Below are 14,226 nucleotides of genomic sequence, written 5' to 3'. Positions count from 1 at the left end.
GGTCCCCGGTCGGGCGGCCACGCTGCACGGCCGGCTCGGTTCCGCCATCGCCACCCGGCAGCCGGGCCTTCGTGTTCGGCACCCCGCCGATTCTGCCACACAATTTTCATAACGACTGTTGTGTAAACCCGAGCGGACTTCTACCGTGTTTCCCATCACAGCTGATACGAGAAATGGAGCCACCGATGGACGAGTCAGTGCGGGAAGCGTTCCGGAACGACGGCGCCGTCCTCATCGAGGACTGCCTCGACGACGCGCAGCTGGCGCAGTGCCGCGAGGCGTTCGACTGGGCCGTCGCCAACCCCGGCCCTTACGTGTTCCAGGGGCTCGACGGGACCAAGCTGCAGACCCACATCGACAACGCCAACCCGCTCGCCAAGGACCGGCTGGACGACCTGGTGTCGTCGCTGCCTCTCGGCCGGCTGTTCGCCGACCTGTGGGGCTCGGAACACGTCTGGTACTTCGCCGAGGAGGTGTTCCTCAAGGCCGGCGGGAAGAGCGGTCGCGGACCTTGGCACCAGGACACGGCGAACCTGCCGTGGGCAGGCGAGCACTGGGGCAACGCCTGGATCTCCTTCCAGCACATCCCCAAGCAGAACTCGCTGGAAATCGTCCGCAGCTCCCATCGCGGCATCCAGTACGACGGGGCCAGCTTCGCGGACCCCGACGATCCCACCGATCCGCTCTACGGTGACGGCACCCTGCCTCGGCTGCCGAACATCGACGCCGAGCGCGCGGTAGACCCCGACGCCTACGACGTGATCTCGTGGGAGGTCGATCCCGGCGATGTCGTCGTGCTCCATCCCCGTTCGCTGCACGGTGGCGCCGGCGTCGACGCCGGGTGCCCGGACCGGCACACGCTGGTGCTGCGCTTCTTCGGCGACGACGCCACGTTCCGGCCCCTGCCGGAGTCGAACCCGCGCTACGCCCGCAACGGCGTCCTCTTCGCCGAGGAGATGGCGAAGCTCAACGCGGGAGACCCGTTCCGCTCGCCCATCTTCCGCAAGGTCGTCTGACCGATCCCGCGAGGAGGCGACATGAAGCGCCGATCGATCAACCCGCCCGCCACCGAAGAGATGTACGACAGGCTGCACTTCTCGCAGGCGACCCGGGTCGGCGACCTGATCTGGGTGTCCGGCCAGGTCGGGATCGACCCCATCACCACGACGCCGGGCGATGGCATGGAAGCCCAGGCCCGACTCGCGTTCGAGGGCGTGCAGAACGTCCTCGAAGCCGCGGGCGCAAGCCTGGCTGACATCGTCGAGCTGACCACGTTCCACACCGATCTCCGGGGCGACATCAAGGAATTCACCCGGGTCAAGGACGAGTACATCCCCGACCGCTATCCGTCGTGGACCGCGGTCGGGGTGACCCAGCTGGCCCGGCCCGAGTTCCTGGTGGAGATCCATGTCGTCGCCGTGGCGGGCAGCGGAGAGGGCTGACCTCCAGGCACCTTGCCTGGCCCGGTACCAGCTGCGACCGAGGGACTCCGGTTGCCCTCGGTCGCAGTCGAACCACACTGACGCACTACCGCCATTCCGGCGACGGCCCATCGGGTTGCCCGGGCCCGAGGCGTCCTGATCTACACGTGCTTGCTCCTCCCCACGCACGAGTGCGACAGCGTTGTCGCATGGAAAGGGAGACCAATGGGTCTTCAAGACAAGGCGGACACGGCTGTCCGCCCGAAGAGCCCCACCGACGTGCCTGCGCGGCTAGACCGCTTGCCTGTGATGCTGCCGCACATCGTCTGGATCTCGCTCCTGACCGCCAACCTCACGCTCGAGTACTACGACAACGCGCTCTTCGCCTACGTGATCCCGGCGATCATCGAGGACACCACGTTCGATCTCGGGCAGATCGGCCTGATCGGCAGTGCCTTCTTCGGCGGGATGATCGCGGGCGCCCTGATCGGTGGGCGCCTCTCCGACAGGTTCGGCCGCCGGTGGGTCCTCGTCTGGTCGACCGCCCTCTACTCGGTCGGGGCGCTGATGACGGCGCTCGCGCCGAACTTCGAGCTGATGCTCGTCGCCCGGGTGGTCACGGGAATCGGAGTGCAAGCCGCGACGTCGGCGTTGCTCGTCTACATCGCCGAGATGTTCCCGACCAAGTCGCGCGGCCGCTTCGTGTCGATCGTGACCCTCGCCTTCGTGATCATCGCCCCGGTGGTCGCGCTGCTCGCGTTCGCCGTGATCCCCAACGCGGGGCCGGACGCCTGGCGCCACCTGTTCATGTGGGGCAGCGTCGGTCTGCTGATCGCCCCTCTGGTGCGTCTCCTCATGCCCGAGTCCGTGCGCTGGTACGTCATTCGCGGGAATATCGGCAAAGCCACGGAGATCGTCGAGCGGCTCGAGGCCCGTGCGCTCCGTCGAGGACCGCTGAGCGAGCCGCGGCCCGTGCCGACAGGCCCGAAGGAGCTCACACTCCGCCGGCTCCTCGCGAACAAGGGAGTGCTGCGCACCACCGCCGTCCTTTCCGCGGGCTACTTCGGATCGACCCTCGGTCTGTACCTGTTCCAGAACTGGGCGCTCTACGCACTGGTCGACGGGCTCGAGTACCCCGAGGTCGAGGCATACGAGATCCAGCTCATCTGGAACGTGGTCTACGTCATCACGCCCGTCATCGGACTGCTCCTCATGGACCGGGTGGAACGGAAGACCCTCGTCTTCGCGGCGTCCCTCGTCACCGCGATCCCGCTCGGCGTCCTCGGCGTCTCGACCAACAGCTGGGCCGTCGTCGTGTCGGGTGGCCTCGCCGGCATCGTCACCGGGCTCGTCGTCACCGTGTACTACGCCTACATCCCGGAGGTGATGCCCACGAACGCCCGCGGCCTGGGCAGCGGGATCATCATGAGCATGGGGAAGTTCGGTGGTGCTGCCTCGGGTGTCCTCGGCGCAGCGGTCTACGGCGGCTGGGGCGTCGCCGGGCTGATGATCACCGCGGCGGTCTCCTACATCGTGTTCTCGACCATCGTCCTCGTGTTCGGCCCCCGAACGACGGGGCGTTCGCTCGAAGGAGTCGTCGCCGAAGAACTCCGTCCAGCAGCAGGGGAATAGCGATTCCCGCGTACGTGTGGTCAGTTCAGCCCGGCGATGAACTCGCTGAGCAGTCGGTTCGCCGAGCCGGACTCGAACAGGCGCGCAAGGTCTGCTCGGGCGATCTGATGCCGGAATTCACCTTGGTGCGAGGCATCTCCGGCGTTGTGCACCAGTTCGGTCCACCACGTCGCGAATGCCTGGTAGTTCCACACATGACGAAGACACGTCGACGAGTAACCATCGAGCAGGCTGAAATCGTGATCGTTGGTCTGGTAGTGGACTACGGCGTTGGCGAGCACTTCGGCGTCGTGCAGGGCGAGGTTCATTCCTTTCGCGCTCATCGGGGGAACGATGTGGGCGGCGTCCCCGAGCAGGTACAGCCGGCCGTAGCTCCTCGGGCTGTACACCACGCTGCGCAAGGGCACGAGTTGCGTGCTGGCGATCGGGCCCTTGGCGGCCATGGGTTCACCGAAGCGGGTCTCGAGTTCATCCCAGATGCGCTCGTCCGTCCACTGTGCCGTAGAGCTGTCGAGCGGGCACTGCAGGTAGAACCGGCTTGCGTGTGGACCACGAGCGAACTGTCCGGCGAATCCGCGCGGGTGGAGCGCCATCATGGACTGGTGATTGGCGGGGACCTCGGCCAGGATGGTCAGCCACGCGTATCCGTACTCGTGCGAGTAACGTGTGAGGGACTCGCTGGGGATGGCGGCCCTGCTGACGCCACGATCACCGTCACAGCCGGCGACGAACTCGCAACTGATCGTCTTCGTCGAGCCGGCACTGTCCCGGGAGCGAACGAGTGGGCGTTCGTCACCGGCGATGTTCTCCACCGAGACCTCGGCGTCGAAGCGAAGGTCTCCGTCATCGCTGAGGAAGACGTCGATGAGGTTGCGGATGAGGACCTGCTGGGGGGCAGAAACGGCCGTCGCCGTGATCATTCGCGTCGAACGTGAGGGTGCGTGTCTCTCCGTCGACGCGGAAGTTCAGCACCGGCTCGGTCGGGACACCGCCGACCACCCGGTCTTCCAGCCCCCACGCACGGAACATGCGTGCCGCCCGGGTGTCGATGACCCCGGCTCGCTGTCGCTGCTCGACGTATTCACGGCTGTGCTTCTCCACGATGACGCAATCAATCCCGCGCCGCAGCAGGAAATTGCCGAGCGTGAGCCCGGCGACTCCCGCTCCCACGATCACCACGGTGGTGTACTCGTCCACTTCGGACGTTGATCGGTTCGTTGACATGCCTCCATGGTCGCCCGACACCAGGGCTGCCTGGTACCAGCATGTCGACACGATATTCCGGAAACCCGCCAAGCCTGCGGTGGTCACCGGTCCCGGTGACGCAGCTCCATCTGATACCGCCCAGGCGTCTGGCCGACGATGGCGGTGAATGCTTCGATGAAGCTGGTCGGGTTGGCCCACCCCAGCCGGGCAGCCGTATCGATGACCGCAACCCCCTCGGCCAGCCTGATGAGCGCATGCTGGACACGCAGAAGGCTCCGCCACTGATGGAAACTCAGCCCCAGCTCGGTCTGGAACAGGCGGCTCAATGTCCGTTCGCTGGCCCCGACCGACCGCCCCAACTCCGCCAACGTCAACGATGCCGCGGGATCGGCATGCAGCAGGTCCGTGACCGCACGAAGACGATCATCAGTCGGCTCCGGAAGGTACAGCGCCTCCTCGTGGCCATCCACCAGCTCGTCCACGACCACCCCGCGAAGCCGGTCCCGCGCCTCCGGCCGAAGCTCACGACCACTGGTGAGCACCAGCAACGCCTCCCGCAGCAGCGGGGACACCGCGAACACCATCGGCTGATCCGGCAACGACGCGCACAGCGCCCCGGCAACCTCCACCACCCGGACCTCGGTTTGTCCGTACGCGCGGTGGTAATGCTCGAAACCCGGCGGCGTCCACGCGACACGGTTGGCCGGGGCAACCCAGGTGCCCCGCTTTGTCGTGGTGGCAAGAACGCCCGCCGAGGGATACAGCAACTGCCCCTCGGTATGACGGTGCGGCGCAACGCCATCCCCGTGCACGAGCAGCCCCCGCTTCTCCACGATCTGCGTGACCAGAGAGGGCTTCTGGTGGATAACAGGCACGATGTCGAGCCTACCGACCGGAGCCGGCCGACCTCGATCGCGACGGCCACCGCGGCTACCACCTCCAGCGGTGGCGACCTCCCAGGACCCTGCCGCAATCCGGGCACGTTCACGTTGCCGGGGGGGGAGTGGCCAGGGGTGCTCAAGGTTCGACCAACACAGAACATCCGCTCATGCCGCATAGCGCGCCGTCGGCTGGATCGCCGTCGCTGCGGCGCAGTGGCGGCGATCCAGCCGGACTCGGCTATCGAGATGCGGCGACGGTCGGGATGCCGAGGTTGACCTGGCGGGTTGTGCGCGTCGGCCTCAATGCGTCCTCCCGCTTGTCGCGTCGGTGGTGGGTGCGGCGGGATGCTTGATCTGCTCGCGGAGGATGTCGCCGTGGCCGGCGTGCCGCGCGAAGTCCTCCATGATGAGCAGGTAGATGAACCGCAGGTTGACCTCGCCGAGGTCGGGATGTGTTGTGGTGTCGTCGAGGTCGAAGTCGGCGGCGATCATGCGTGAGCGCTCGCTGGCGCGCTCGAATTCGGCGATCACGTCGGCCAGGGTTTCGTTGTCGTCGACGAAGAAACTGGCGTCGCGCGGCGTCGTGCCGCCATCGCATTCGCTCTTGGGCAGACCCCCCAGGACGTGCTGGAACCAGATCCGTTCGGCGACTGCGGCGTGCTTGAGCAATCCGATCGGGGTGGTCGGCGAAGCAACGAGGCGGCGGCGGGCCTCTGCTTCGGACAGACCGCGCACCGTGTTGATCAACTCGGCCCGGTTGCGGTCGAGCATGCTCTCGAGCAAACGGCGTTCAGCGCCGGTGGTGATTCGTGGTATCGACCATGTCATTGTCGGCTCGATTCTGTTGGTGGGGATGGATCTGCCTGCTGTACTTGTGGTTTCGGTTGTCGGCGCCCCCCGTTTCAGCAGGGGCCGATGACCGCATTGCGCCGTGGGAGGCGTGCGATCGACGTTCTGGCGTCCTCGTCAGCCGCCTGACGCAGGCGGGTGACTTCCTCGTGCTGGGCGGCCAGGCGCGCGATGGCTTGTGCGCGGAAGTCGGTGAGTTCGTCGATCGTGCCGGTGGCCTCGGCGAGCCGCTCGCTGAGTGCGAGGTTGTCGGCTTTGAGTCGCAAGATCTGCGCGTCGCGGGGGTCCGGGATGTCGCCGGTCTGTTGCATCGCGCGCAGGCGTTGCTCAGATCCTATCCCAAGGCGGGCGTAGGGTCGAGCGCCGTAGAAGGCGGTGCGATCCCGGCTTCGGCGGCAAGGGTCTTGACATCGCAGCGCCCGCCGGATGGGATCTCGCCACGCGGTCAGCCGCGTTCACTGCTCAGCCGCCCGCGGTGCCGATGCGCGACGTCCTGGCCGCGCGGCGAGGTTTCGCCAAGCCGGCCGGAACGCGGTCGTTCGGCGGTACGGTGTCAGCGATGCGACACGAGACCACCGTGACGATCGCCGCATCTCCGCCCGAGGTGTGGGCGGTGCTGGCGGACGTGCTGAACTGGCCCGAGTGGACACCCACCGCGACCTCGATCGCGGCGCTGGACGGTGAACTGCGGGTCGGCCACCGGTTCCGGGTCAAGCAGCCGGGGGTCGCCGCGGCCGTCTGGGACGTGGTCGAGGTCGAACCGGGCGTTTCGTTCGTCTGGGCGACCCGGTTCGCGGGCAGTCGAATGGTCGCCACGCACCGGATCGAGGCCACGGACGCGGGTAGCGAGGTGCGGTTGCGGATCGACTTCACCGGCGGTTTCGCGTTGCTGCTGGCGCCGGTGATGGCGGGCCGCATCCGCCGGTTCGTCGAGGCCGAGGCCGCCGCCCTGAAGCGGACCTGCGAAGCACCGGAGGACCACTGATTTGCCTACCGAAGCCGGCTTTTAGGGACGTCCTCGCCTGAAGTGGTGGACAGCGTCGGTTCATCTGGTCGACGTGTGCCGGGGACATGAAATCCGGGGTGTTCAGGAGAGTTTCCTTCCTCGTCGTTCGCTGTCGCGGCGCGCAGGTCTGTCGCTGATCGTCGAGTATCGGGCTGCCGAACACGCTCGCGCTTCACACAGGAGTCGGGAAGTTCGCGGGCGGACTTGCGACGGATGTCGCCCGACGGGAGTCCCGATGCCGCGACATCTGTCGTCTGAATCGGGCATTTGGCGCGTCATATGTCGCTCGCAATCCGGGTGTCGCCGAGGCACAGTGGGGACACGCCCGAACGACGGGAAGGTGAGCGCCGTGGCTGACGATCTGCAGGACATCGTCGACGACCTGGCCGAGCGGTTGCAGCGATCGGTGGCGATCGACGACCCGTCGATCCGGCTGCTCGCGGCGAGCCGCCACTTCGGGGACGAGGACGGCATCCGGGTGTCGTCGGTGCTCAACCGCTCGATCGACGCGGACGTCCGGGAGAAGATCCTCGCCCAGGGCATCGCGCAATGGACGAGCCCCGGCCGAGTGCTGGCGCCGGTGGCGGGAGCGCGACCTCGGCTGTGCACGCCGGTGCGCTGCGCCGGCCTGCTGCTGGGTTATCTGTGGCTCATCGACTCCGACACGCCGCTGGGCGAGCAGCACCGGGAGCTGGCCCGCGAGGCCGCCAAACGCGCCGGCGTGGTCCTCTACCGGCGGCTCGTCGTGCACGAGCGCACCAAGGCCCGGCACGAGGCGATCCTGTGGGAGCTGGTTTCTTCCGATCGCGCCATCCGCTCCCAGGCCGTGGAGGACTTGCGAGCCGAGCAGCTCTTCCCGGCCGGCTCGATGCGGTTCCAGGTCCTCGGCGTGCGGCATCCCGCCCTGGACGGCGTCACCGCTCCGCAGCACGCGGCCCTCGAAGCGGCGGTCGGGGACGCCTGCGATCCGCCGGCCCAGGGCTCGGCGTCCGCGGGGTGCTCGCTGATGGCCGCCAACAAGTCCCGTGCGTGGCTTCTGTTCGCCCGGCGCGAACCGCCCTCCCGCAAGGAGTTGGACGCGATCTGTGCACGGCTCGTCGCGCGGTTCGACCGGCTCACCGGCGACGGTGGGCAGCTCGTGTTCGGCGCCGGCGGGGTCGTCGACCACGTCGAGCACGTGGTCGATTCCTACCGGCAGGCCTTCCTCGCGGCGCGCGCGGCACGACTCGTGCCGTCGCTCGGGCCGATCGCCCAGTGGGGTCGACTGGGTCCCTACGAACTGCTGCTGCAGATGCCCGCCGATGACCTGATCACCGCCTCGCATACGCCCGCGCTCGACGCATTGGAGCGCGAAGCCGGCCCCCGCGGGCTCGTCACCACCCTGGAGACGTTCCTCGACAACGCGGGCGACGTCGCTCGCACCGCGCAGGAACTCAGCATCCACCGTGCGACGCTGTACCACCGGCTGAAGCGGATCGAGCAGCTCACGGGCTGCGCGCTGAGCCGGGGCGAGGATCGGCTGACCCTGCACCTGGGGCTGAAGATGCGCGCGCTGGCCGCGGGCTACCGCACCGAAAGCACCGCGGCATCCACCGATGGTGGGCCGCCGAGGATCCGCTCGGTGTCCTGATCGGACGCCACAGCCTCGACGAACGTCGCACGACATCCCGTCGATGCCCGACGGTCACCCACTGGCCGGACTGCTCACCGGACCGGAAAGCTGTTCCGAACCAAGGTTTTCCGGTGCAGGACAGCAGAGGAGCGACACGAAGATGTGGTTGGTAGGAGCGACTGTGGTCGAGCAAGGACCGCCGCTGAGCGGCCGGGGCGGGCGCACGGTGGCGCCCGACCTGACCACGCTCACTCCGGCGGTGTCATGCCGAGAGTCTTCTCCATGAAGGCCAGCCACTCGGTCGCCTGGGTGAGTAGGCGCCCCTTGTCAGTGGCCCAGCCATGCCCGGAGTCGCGCCACACGTGGACGAACACCGGCGAGCCGTTACCGGTGGCCGCCTGCAGGCGGGCCGCGAACTTGCGAGCGTGCCACGGCGGGCACCGCGGGTCGGTGTCGCCGGCCTCGATGAACACCGCGGGGTAGTCGACCCCGTCACGCACCAGGTGGTAGGGCGAGAACCCGGCGAGGCGCCGGATCTCGTCCGGGTCGTCGACACGCGCGAACTCCGTGTCGACGACGAACCGGCCGTAGCCGTCGCGGCAGGCGCCGATGAGGTCGAGGATCGGTACGCGTGGCGCCACGACCCGCCAGAGGTCCGGCCGCTGCGTGGCGGCGACGCCGCACAGCAACCCACCGCCCGACGCGCCGGTCAGCGCGAGCAGGTCCGGACTGGTGACCCCGGTGGCGATGAGGTCCTCGGCGATCGCGTAGAGGTCGGCGTAGCCGTTCTGCTTGTTCCGGAGGCGGCCGTCCTCCCACCAGTCGCGTCCGAGCTCGCCGCCACCTCGCAGGTGCACGTGCCCGAACACGCCGCCGGACGCGACGAAGGCGGCCATGGTGCCGGGGAACTGCGGGACCCACGGCGCACCGAAACCGCCGTATCCCCAGAGCAGCACCGGACGTGGCCGGTCCAGCTGTACGTCCCGGCGCCGCACCAGGTGGTAGGGCACCCGAGTGCCGTCCTCGGAGGTGGCCCAGCCGTCCTCCACGACGCAGTCCTCCAGCCGCACCGCGGGTTCCCGCAACGTCTCCAGCCGCGGCTCGCCCGGCCGGTGCCGGTAGACACCCCAGGAGCTGGTCAGCGTCGAGAACGCGAACACCGCCTGGTCCTCGGCTGGCGGCCGGAGGATGTTCATCATCGCCAGCGGCATCTCGCCCAGTGCGCCCTTGCCCGGCAACGCAACCGTCCCGCGTGGCGCCCCGTCGTGGTCGACGATCCGGACGCCGGCATGGGTGTCGACGAGTTCCGCCAGGTACAGGACGTCGCCGACCGGCCGCACGGACCGGATCGTCGCCTCGGACTCCGGCACGATCGTGCGCCATGAACCGGGTTCGTTCGGGGTGGCGCTGTTCAGGTCGACCGCCACCACCCGGCCGCGCGGGGCTCCGGCATCGGTGACCGCGATCCATTCGTCACCGACGAGGAAGCCCGCGAGGTTCAGCGAAGCGTCGGTGACGAACTCGCGCCAGGCCGGAGCCGCCGGGTCGGCCAGGGCCGCGACGGCCACCGGAACGGGATCGAGCATTCCCTGCACCGCGACCACGTGCCGCCCGTCGGCCGACGCCACGACGGCGCGGTAGTCGTCACCGGGCAGCCACGGCACCTCGACGGGGATCGTCGACGGCGCCCCACCAGCTCGCGCAACCGGTCGAAGTGCGGCCAGTCCCGCACGTAGGAGGCGGCAGCCTGGCCCTGCTCGTCCTGCCAGACGCGCACCTCGTCGGTGTTCGCCTCCAGCCATCGGTAGGGATCGGCGAACCGGACTCCGGCCACCTCGTCGATGTCGTCGCCGGTGCGGGTGTCCGGTGGTTCGATGCGGCTCGCTCGGGTTGTCCTAATCGTTCGGTGGCTTTTCAGCCCAGCACCGTGCCCGAGTTCTCCGCGTTGAACGGACGTTTGCGAGAGAACGCGGACAGGTCGATCTCCAGTCCGGTGTGCTCGCCGACGTACCGCGCGGGCCGTTCGTCGTGGTCGGCACCGCGCTCGGTCTGCTCTATGATCGCCGCCAGGAACTTGCCGACGACCGGGGCGTTCTTGAACTGGTTGCCGCTGGTTCCCATGGCGACGTAGAAGCCGCCCAGGTCGGTGCGGTCGTAGATCGGTGTCCAGTCGTCGGCGACGTCGTAGACCCCGACCACCCCGCGGGCGCGGTTGGGGATCGTCAGCTCCGGGAACCGGCGCGCGGCGCGCGTCACCTGTGCCTCGAACACGGCCATGGTGGGATGCGGATCGATGGTGTCCGGATCTTCGACCCACTGGAGCGGATCGCACTCCGGCTCGGTGCCGCCGATCAGCAGACCACCACCGGTCTCGCCGCGCAGGTACGTGCCGAGGTCCAGATCCGCGACGGCGATTCCGATCCCGTCGCGCGAACGGTAACTCGCGGGGGCCGGCACGTGCGCGACCTCCTGGCGCAGCGGTCGCGAACCCACCGTGAAATCGGCGCCGACCCCGGCGAGCTCGTTGATCCGGCCCGACCACGGGCCCGCCGCGTTGACCGCCACGGCACACGGGATCCGGGTGCCGTCCGCCAATGTCACCGCGGTCACCCGGTCGTTCGCCCGCTCGATGCCGCGGACGGTGGCGTGGAACCGGAACTCGGCGCCGTGCACCCGCGCCGCATCGGCGAGGTTCTGCGCGGCCAGTTGGGGGTCGCTGACGAAGCCGGCGTCCGGCGTGTAGACCGCGCCGAGGGTGTCCCCGGTTTCCCGCCAGAACCGCTCGTCGTCGATGCGCTTGGGCGGCCAGTACCTGCCCACGTCGATGCCCGGAATCCGGTCCCGCAGCTCCGCGCCGGTCCACTCCTCGAACGGGACGCCGACCTCCTGGAACAGCGGCAGGTACGCCGGCCGCGGCAAGATGTCCACGTCCAGCATCGCGATCCCGCACCGCACGAACCGCGCCGGCTCGCCGACGTCACAGCCGAGGTGCTCGGCCCACGACCGCCAGCCGAACTGCGCCTCCCAGGCCGCGGTGACGCCGACCAGCGTGGAAAAGTTGAACCGCACCACCGCGCTCGACGCGCTCGTGGAACCGTGCCCCGCTCCGCCGGCCTTGTCGACGACCGTCACTCGCCGGCCCTGCCGAGCCAGTTCCAACGCGATCGACGCGCCCATGACCCCCGCACCGATCACCACGACGTCCGTGGCCATGGCTCGCTCCCTCCTCGTCTCGGCCGCGTGCGCCCCTTCGCACCGGCCACAATGGACCATGTCATTGTCGGCGGCGGGGCCCCTCGAAGCATCAGGCTTCCACCGGAAATTCGACCTCGGTGAACACGACATCTGTCGAAAGTGACCTCGTGGTACCGGTCGGCAGAGCCACGAGCCCGCGCTCGAGCCATTCGACGTTCGTCTGACCGGCGACGCGAATCGTCCGGCAATCGTTTGTGGTGGCGGCAGGCGGCCGAGAAATACAGTGATTGTCCACAGCGGAAGCGGGCACCAGCGGAAGGACGAGAACGATGGCCGGTGAACGCCTGGACTACCCGGCGGCGAGAACTGTCAATGTCCAGGACACCGTCATGGACATCAGCTTCCCCGATCCTTACCGATGGCTGGAAGAGGATTCCGACGAAGCGGAAGCGTGGCAGCGGGCGCAGAACTCCCTCACCGACGCATTCCTCGGAGGATGGCCGCACCTGGCCACACTCCGCGCTTCGGTCGACCAGTGCGTCGCGGACGGCACCGGCTCGCCGAACTGGATGGTCGACCCGGCGCCGCGATTCGCCGGCGGCCGTTGGTTCCGCCTCGACCGGACTCCCGAGCCGAACTTCCCGGAACGTGCCGTCCTCGTGGTCTCCGACGCTCCGGACGGGCCCGGGCGAGTGCTCTACGACCCGAACGACGACGGAACCCGGCAGATCTCGTGGCTCGCCCCCTCCCCGGACGGGCGGATCGCCGCGCTCGGGGTCTGCGAAGACGGCTCCGAACTCGGCGAGATCTGGTTGCTGGACGCGGAAACCGGCGATCGCCTGCCGGACCGGATCCCGCAGCGGACGATGGGGCCATTGGTCACCCCGCAGTGGCTGCCGGACAGCTCCGGGTTCTTCTACACGGCCGGCGACATGTCCTCGGAGTCGTTCGCCTTCCGGGTGTACTTCCACACCGTCGGCGGCCCGCCCGCCACCGAACCCGAACCGGTCGACGTCGTCCACGGGGCGACCGTCCAGGTGTCCACGGACGGCAAACGCGCCGTCGTGTCCGGCGTATGGCCGCTCCCGCAGTACGTGTGCGACCTGCCGCGGCGAGCGTGGCGGCCGTTCGTCCAGGGCCTCGACTCGTCGGTCGCGGGTTCGATCGACGGAGATCGGTACGTCGCGGTCACCGACCACGGCGCCCCTCGCGGCCGGATCGTCGCGATCCCGTTCGACGAGCCGGCTCCCTCGGACCCGGCCACCTGGCGTGAACTGGTTCCGGAGTCCGGGCGGGTGCTCAGCCACGTCAGGCTGATCGGCGACCGCCTGGTGGTGACCGGATCGGTCGACACCGAGGCGCGCGCCTGGGTCTTCGACCGGAACGGACGGGAACTGGAGGAGGTGCCGCTGCCCGGCCGGGGCGCCCTGCCGCTCGACGTGCTCCCCAACGCCGCCCTGACCCCCGCCGGCCACCCGGACGAGTTCGTTTTCTCGTTCTCCACCCCCATCTCGTCACCCGGCTTGTACCGCTACCGCCTGGGCTCAGGGCAGGTGGACACGCTCCGAGCACCGCGTGTTCATCTCCCGGGCGCGACTTCTTCGCTCCGCTGGGCGCAGTCCGCGGACGGCACCAGGGTGCCCTACCACCTCGTCCTGCCGGACGGCGCGGACGGAACCCGGCCACTCCCGGCTCTCATCACCGCATACGGTGGCGGCCGGGTGGCCTGGCCGGCGCAATTCCCCGGCCCCGTAGCGGCTTTCGTCGCAGCCGGCGGGGCGCTGGTCATCTCCCACCAGCGCGGTGGCGGTGACCTCGGTTCCGGCTGGGCCGACGCCGGGCGCGTCCGGAACAAGCAGAACAGCTTCGACGACCTCTACGCGATCGCCGAACACCTCGTCCTCACCGGGGTGACAACATCCGAACGGCTCGCGGTGACCGGGTGGAGCAACGGCGGGATCATGGCCGGGATCGCGTTCGCCCAGCGCCCGGACCTGTGGGCGGCAGTGGTTTCCCAGTGCCCGATCCTCGACATCATCGGATGCCATCGGCACCCCTACGGCCGGTTCGCCATCAACGCGGAATACGGCGACCTCGGCGACCCGGACGACATCGCCCGCCTCGCCGGGATGTCGCCGTATCAGCTCATCGAGGACGACGTGGCCTACCCGTCGCTCTACGTGCACGCGGGCGGCGCAGACGTCGCGTGCCCGCCCGGGCCGACCCGCAAGTTCATCGCACGCGCGCAAGCCGCGGCGGGAACCACGGCACCGGTGTTGCTGCGCGTCTGGGATGGCGTCGGGCACGGAACGGCCACCAGCAGGTCCGAAGGCGTCACCCAGGCGACTCACTGGCTCGCCTTCCTGATGCAGCGCCTGAACATGGTGCCACGCGAAGACGGCGGAGTTCGAGCTACCGGGTGAG

At 68.8% G+C, this 14,226-nt stretch carries 13 protein-coding genes; 6 read left to right on the top strand and 7 right to left on the bottom strand.

The genetic code is table 11. The annotated features are described in order from the left end of the window. The first annotated feature begins 185 nt into the window (after nt 1-185). The 3 genes from E1288_RS30100 to E1288_RS30090 all read left to right on the top strand — a co-directional run bounded on the left by E1288_RS30100 (nt 186) and on the right by E1288_RS30090 (nt 3,053). The gene (locus tag E1288_RS30100) at nt 186-1,016 is read left to right on the top strand and encodes a phytanoyl-CoA dioxygenase family protein (RefSeq protein WP_207954640.1); all 831 of its coding nucleotides are present in this window, start codon (nt 186-188) and stop codon (nt 1,014-1,016) included. Between the two features lie 21 nt (nt 1,017-1,037). Next, nucleotides 1,038-1,442: a RidA family protein gene (locus E1288_RS30095; RefSeq protein ID WP_132491015.1), complete on the top strand. Its 405-nt coding sequence runs from the start codon at nt 1,038-1,040 to the stop codon at nt 1,440-1,442. A 204-nt stretch (nt 1,443-1,646) separates the two neighbouring features. Beyond that, nucleotides 1,647-3,053, top strand: a complete 1,407-nt coding sequence (locus tag E1288_RS30090) for an MFS transporter (RefSeq protein WP_132491012.1) — start codon at nt 1,647-1,649, stop codon at nt 3,051-3,053. A 20-nt stretch (nt 3,054-3,073) separates the two neighbouring features. Here E1288_RS30090 and E1288_RS30085 read toward each other — a convergent pair whose 3' ends face one another. The 5 genes from E1288_RS30085 to E1288_RS48225 all read right to left on the bottom strand — a co-directional run bounded on the left by E1288_RS30085 (nt 3,074) and on the right by E1288_RS48225 (nt 6,300). After that, entirely contained in the window at nt 3,074-3,973 is a 900-nt protein-coding gene (locus E1288_RS30085) for an FAD-dependent monooxygenase (RefSeq protein ID WP_268951896.1), read from the bottom strand. Further along, nucleotides 3,897-4,277, bottom strand: coding sequence for an FAD-dependent monooxygenase (locus tag E1288_RS49915; RefSeq protein WP_268951895.1), 381 nt, complete (start codon nt 4,275-4,277; stop codon nt 3,897-3,899). The genes E1288_RS30085 and E1288_RS49915 overlap by 77 nt, the downstream gene beginning before the upstream one ends. Nucleotides 4,278-4,360: 83 nt before the next feature. Then, entirely contained in the window at nt 4,361-5,134 is a 774-nt protein-coding gene (locus E1288_RS30080) for an AraC family transcriptional regulator (RefSeq protein WP_132491009.1), read from the bottom strand. A gap of 306 nt (nt 5,135-5,440) precedes the next feature. Then, nucleotides 5,441-5,911 (bottom strand): DinB family protein, encoded by a 471-nt coding sequence (locus E1288_RS30075; RefSeq protein WP_235883892.1) that lies wholly within the window; start codon nt 5,909-5,911, stop codon nt 5,441-5,443. A 131-nt stretch (nt 5,912-6,042) separates the two neighbouring features. Next, nucleotides 6,043-6,300 carry a hypothetical protein gene (locus tag E1288_RS48225; RefSeq protein ID WP_207954639.1) on the bottom strand — a complete coding sequence of 86 codons (258 nt, stop codon included), beginning with the start codon at nt 6,298-6,300 and terminating at the stop codon, nt 6,043-6,045. A 248-nt stretch (nt 6,301-6,548) separates the two neighbouring features. Between E1288_RS48225 and E1288_RS30065 the strand changes: the two genes are divergently transcribed. Together E1288_RS30065 and E1288_RS30060 are read left to right on the top strand one after the other, a co-directional pair. Next, nucleotides 6,549-6,974: an SRPBCC family protein gene (locus E1288_RS30065; protein ID WP_132491003.1), complete on the top strand. Its 426-nt coding sequence runs from the start codon at nt 6,549-6,551 to the stop codon at nt 6,972-6,974. 370 nt (nt 6,975-7,344) lie between these two features. Beyond that, nucleotides 7,345-8,625: a helix-turn-helix domain-containing protein gene (locus tag E1288_RS30060; RefSeq protein ID WP_132491000.1), complete on the top strand. Its 1,281-nt coding sequence runs from the start codon at nt 7,345-7,347 to the stop codon at nt 8,623-8,625. Between the two features lie 230 nt (nt 8,626-8,855). Here the strand turns inward: E1288_RS30060 and E1288_RS30055 are convergent, their stop codons facing one another. Beyond that, nucleotides 8,856-10,271 (bottom strand): prolyl oligopeptidase family serine peptidase, encoded by a 1,416-nt coding sequence (locus tag E1288_RS30055; protein WP_235883891.1) that lies wholly within the window; start codon nt 10,269-10,271, stop codon nt 8,856-8,858. Between the two features lie 250 nt (nt 10,272-10,521). After that, nucleotides 10,522-11,820 carry an NAD(P)/FAD-dependent oxidoreductase gene (locus tag E1288_RS30050; protein WP_132490997.1) on the bottom strand — a complete coding sequence of 433 codons (1,299 nt, stop codon included), beginning with the start codon at nt 11,818-11,820 and terminating at the stop codon, nt 10,522-10,524. Between the two features lie 311 nt (nt 11,821-12,131). Between E1288_RS30050 and E1288_RS30045 the strand changes: the two genes are divergently transcribed. Then, nucleotides 12,132-14,225, top strand: coding sequence for a prolyl oligopeptidase family serine peptidase (locus tag E1288_RS30045; RefSeq protein ID WP_132490994.1), 2,094 nt, complete (start codon nt 12,132-12,134; stop codon nt 14,223-14,225). Nucleotide 14,226 lies beyond the last annotated feature (1 nt).

The sequence above is a fragment of the Saccharopolyspora elongata genome (assembly GCF_004348985.1).
GTDB lineage: Bacteria > Actinomycetota > Actinomycetes > Mycobacteriales > Pseudonocardiaceae > Saccharopolyspora > Saccharopolyspora elongata.
Note: the sequence above shows the minus strand (reverse complement) of the source record. Positions and strands in the feature narration are given on the sequence as shown.

Bases quoted from the DNA above. Each gene is read 5' to 3' on its own strand.
- E1288_RS49915 (WP_268951895.1), bottom strand. From the start codon at position 4,277: ATGTCAACGAACCGATCAACGTCCGAAGTGGACGAGTACACCACCGTG.
- E1288_RS30075 (WP_235883892.1), bottom strand. From the start codon at position 5,911: ATGCTCGACCGCAACCGGGCCGAGTTGATCAACACGGTGCGCGGTCTG.
- E1288_RS30045 (WP_132490994.1), top strand. From the start codon at position 12,132: ATGGCCGGTGAACGCCTGGACTACCCGGCGGCGAGAACTGTCAATGTC.
- E1288_RS30090 (WP_132491012.1), top strand. From the start codon at position 1,647: ATGGGTCTTCAAGACAAGGCGGACACGGCTGTCCGCCCGAAGAGCCCC.
- E1288_RS30095 (WP_132491015.1), top strand. From the start codon at position 1,038: ATGAAGCGCCGATCGATCAACCCGCCCGCCACCGAAGAGATGTACGAC.
- E1288_RS48225 (WP_207954639.1), bottom strand. From the start codon at position 6,300: ATGCAACAGACCGGCGACATCCCGGACCCCCGCGACGCGCAGATCTTG.
- E1288_RS30100 (WP_207954640.1), top strand. From the start codon at position 186: ATGGACGAGTCAGTGCGGGAAGCGTTCCGGAACGACGGCGCCGTCCTC.
- E1288_RS30050 (WP_132490997.1), bottom strand. From the start codon at position 11,820: ATGGCCACGGACGTCGTGGTGATCGGTGCGGGGGTCATGGGCGCGTCG.
- E1288_RS30065 (WP_132491003.1), top strand. From the start codon at position 6,549: ATGCGACACGAGACCACCGTGACGATCGCCGCATCTCCGCCCGAGGTG.
- E1288_RS30085 (WP_268951896.1), bottom strand. From the start codon at position 3,973: ATGATCACGGCGACGGCCGTTTCTGCCCCCCAGCAGGTCCTCATCCGC.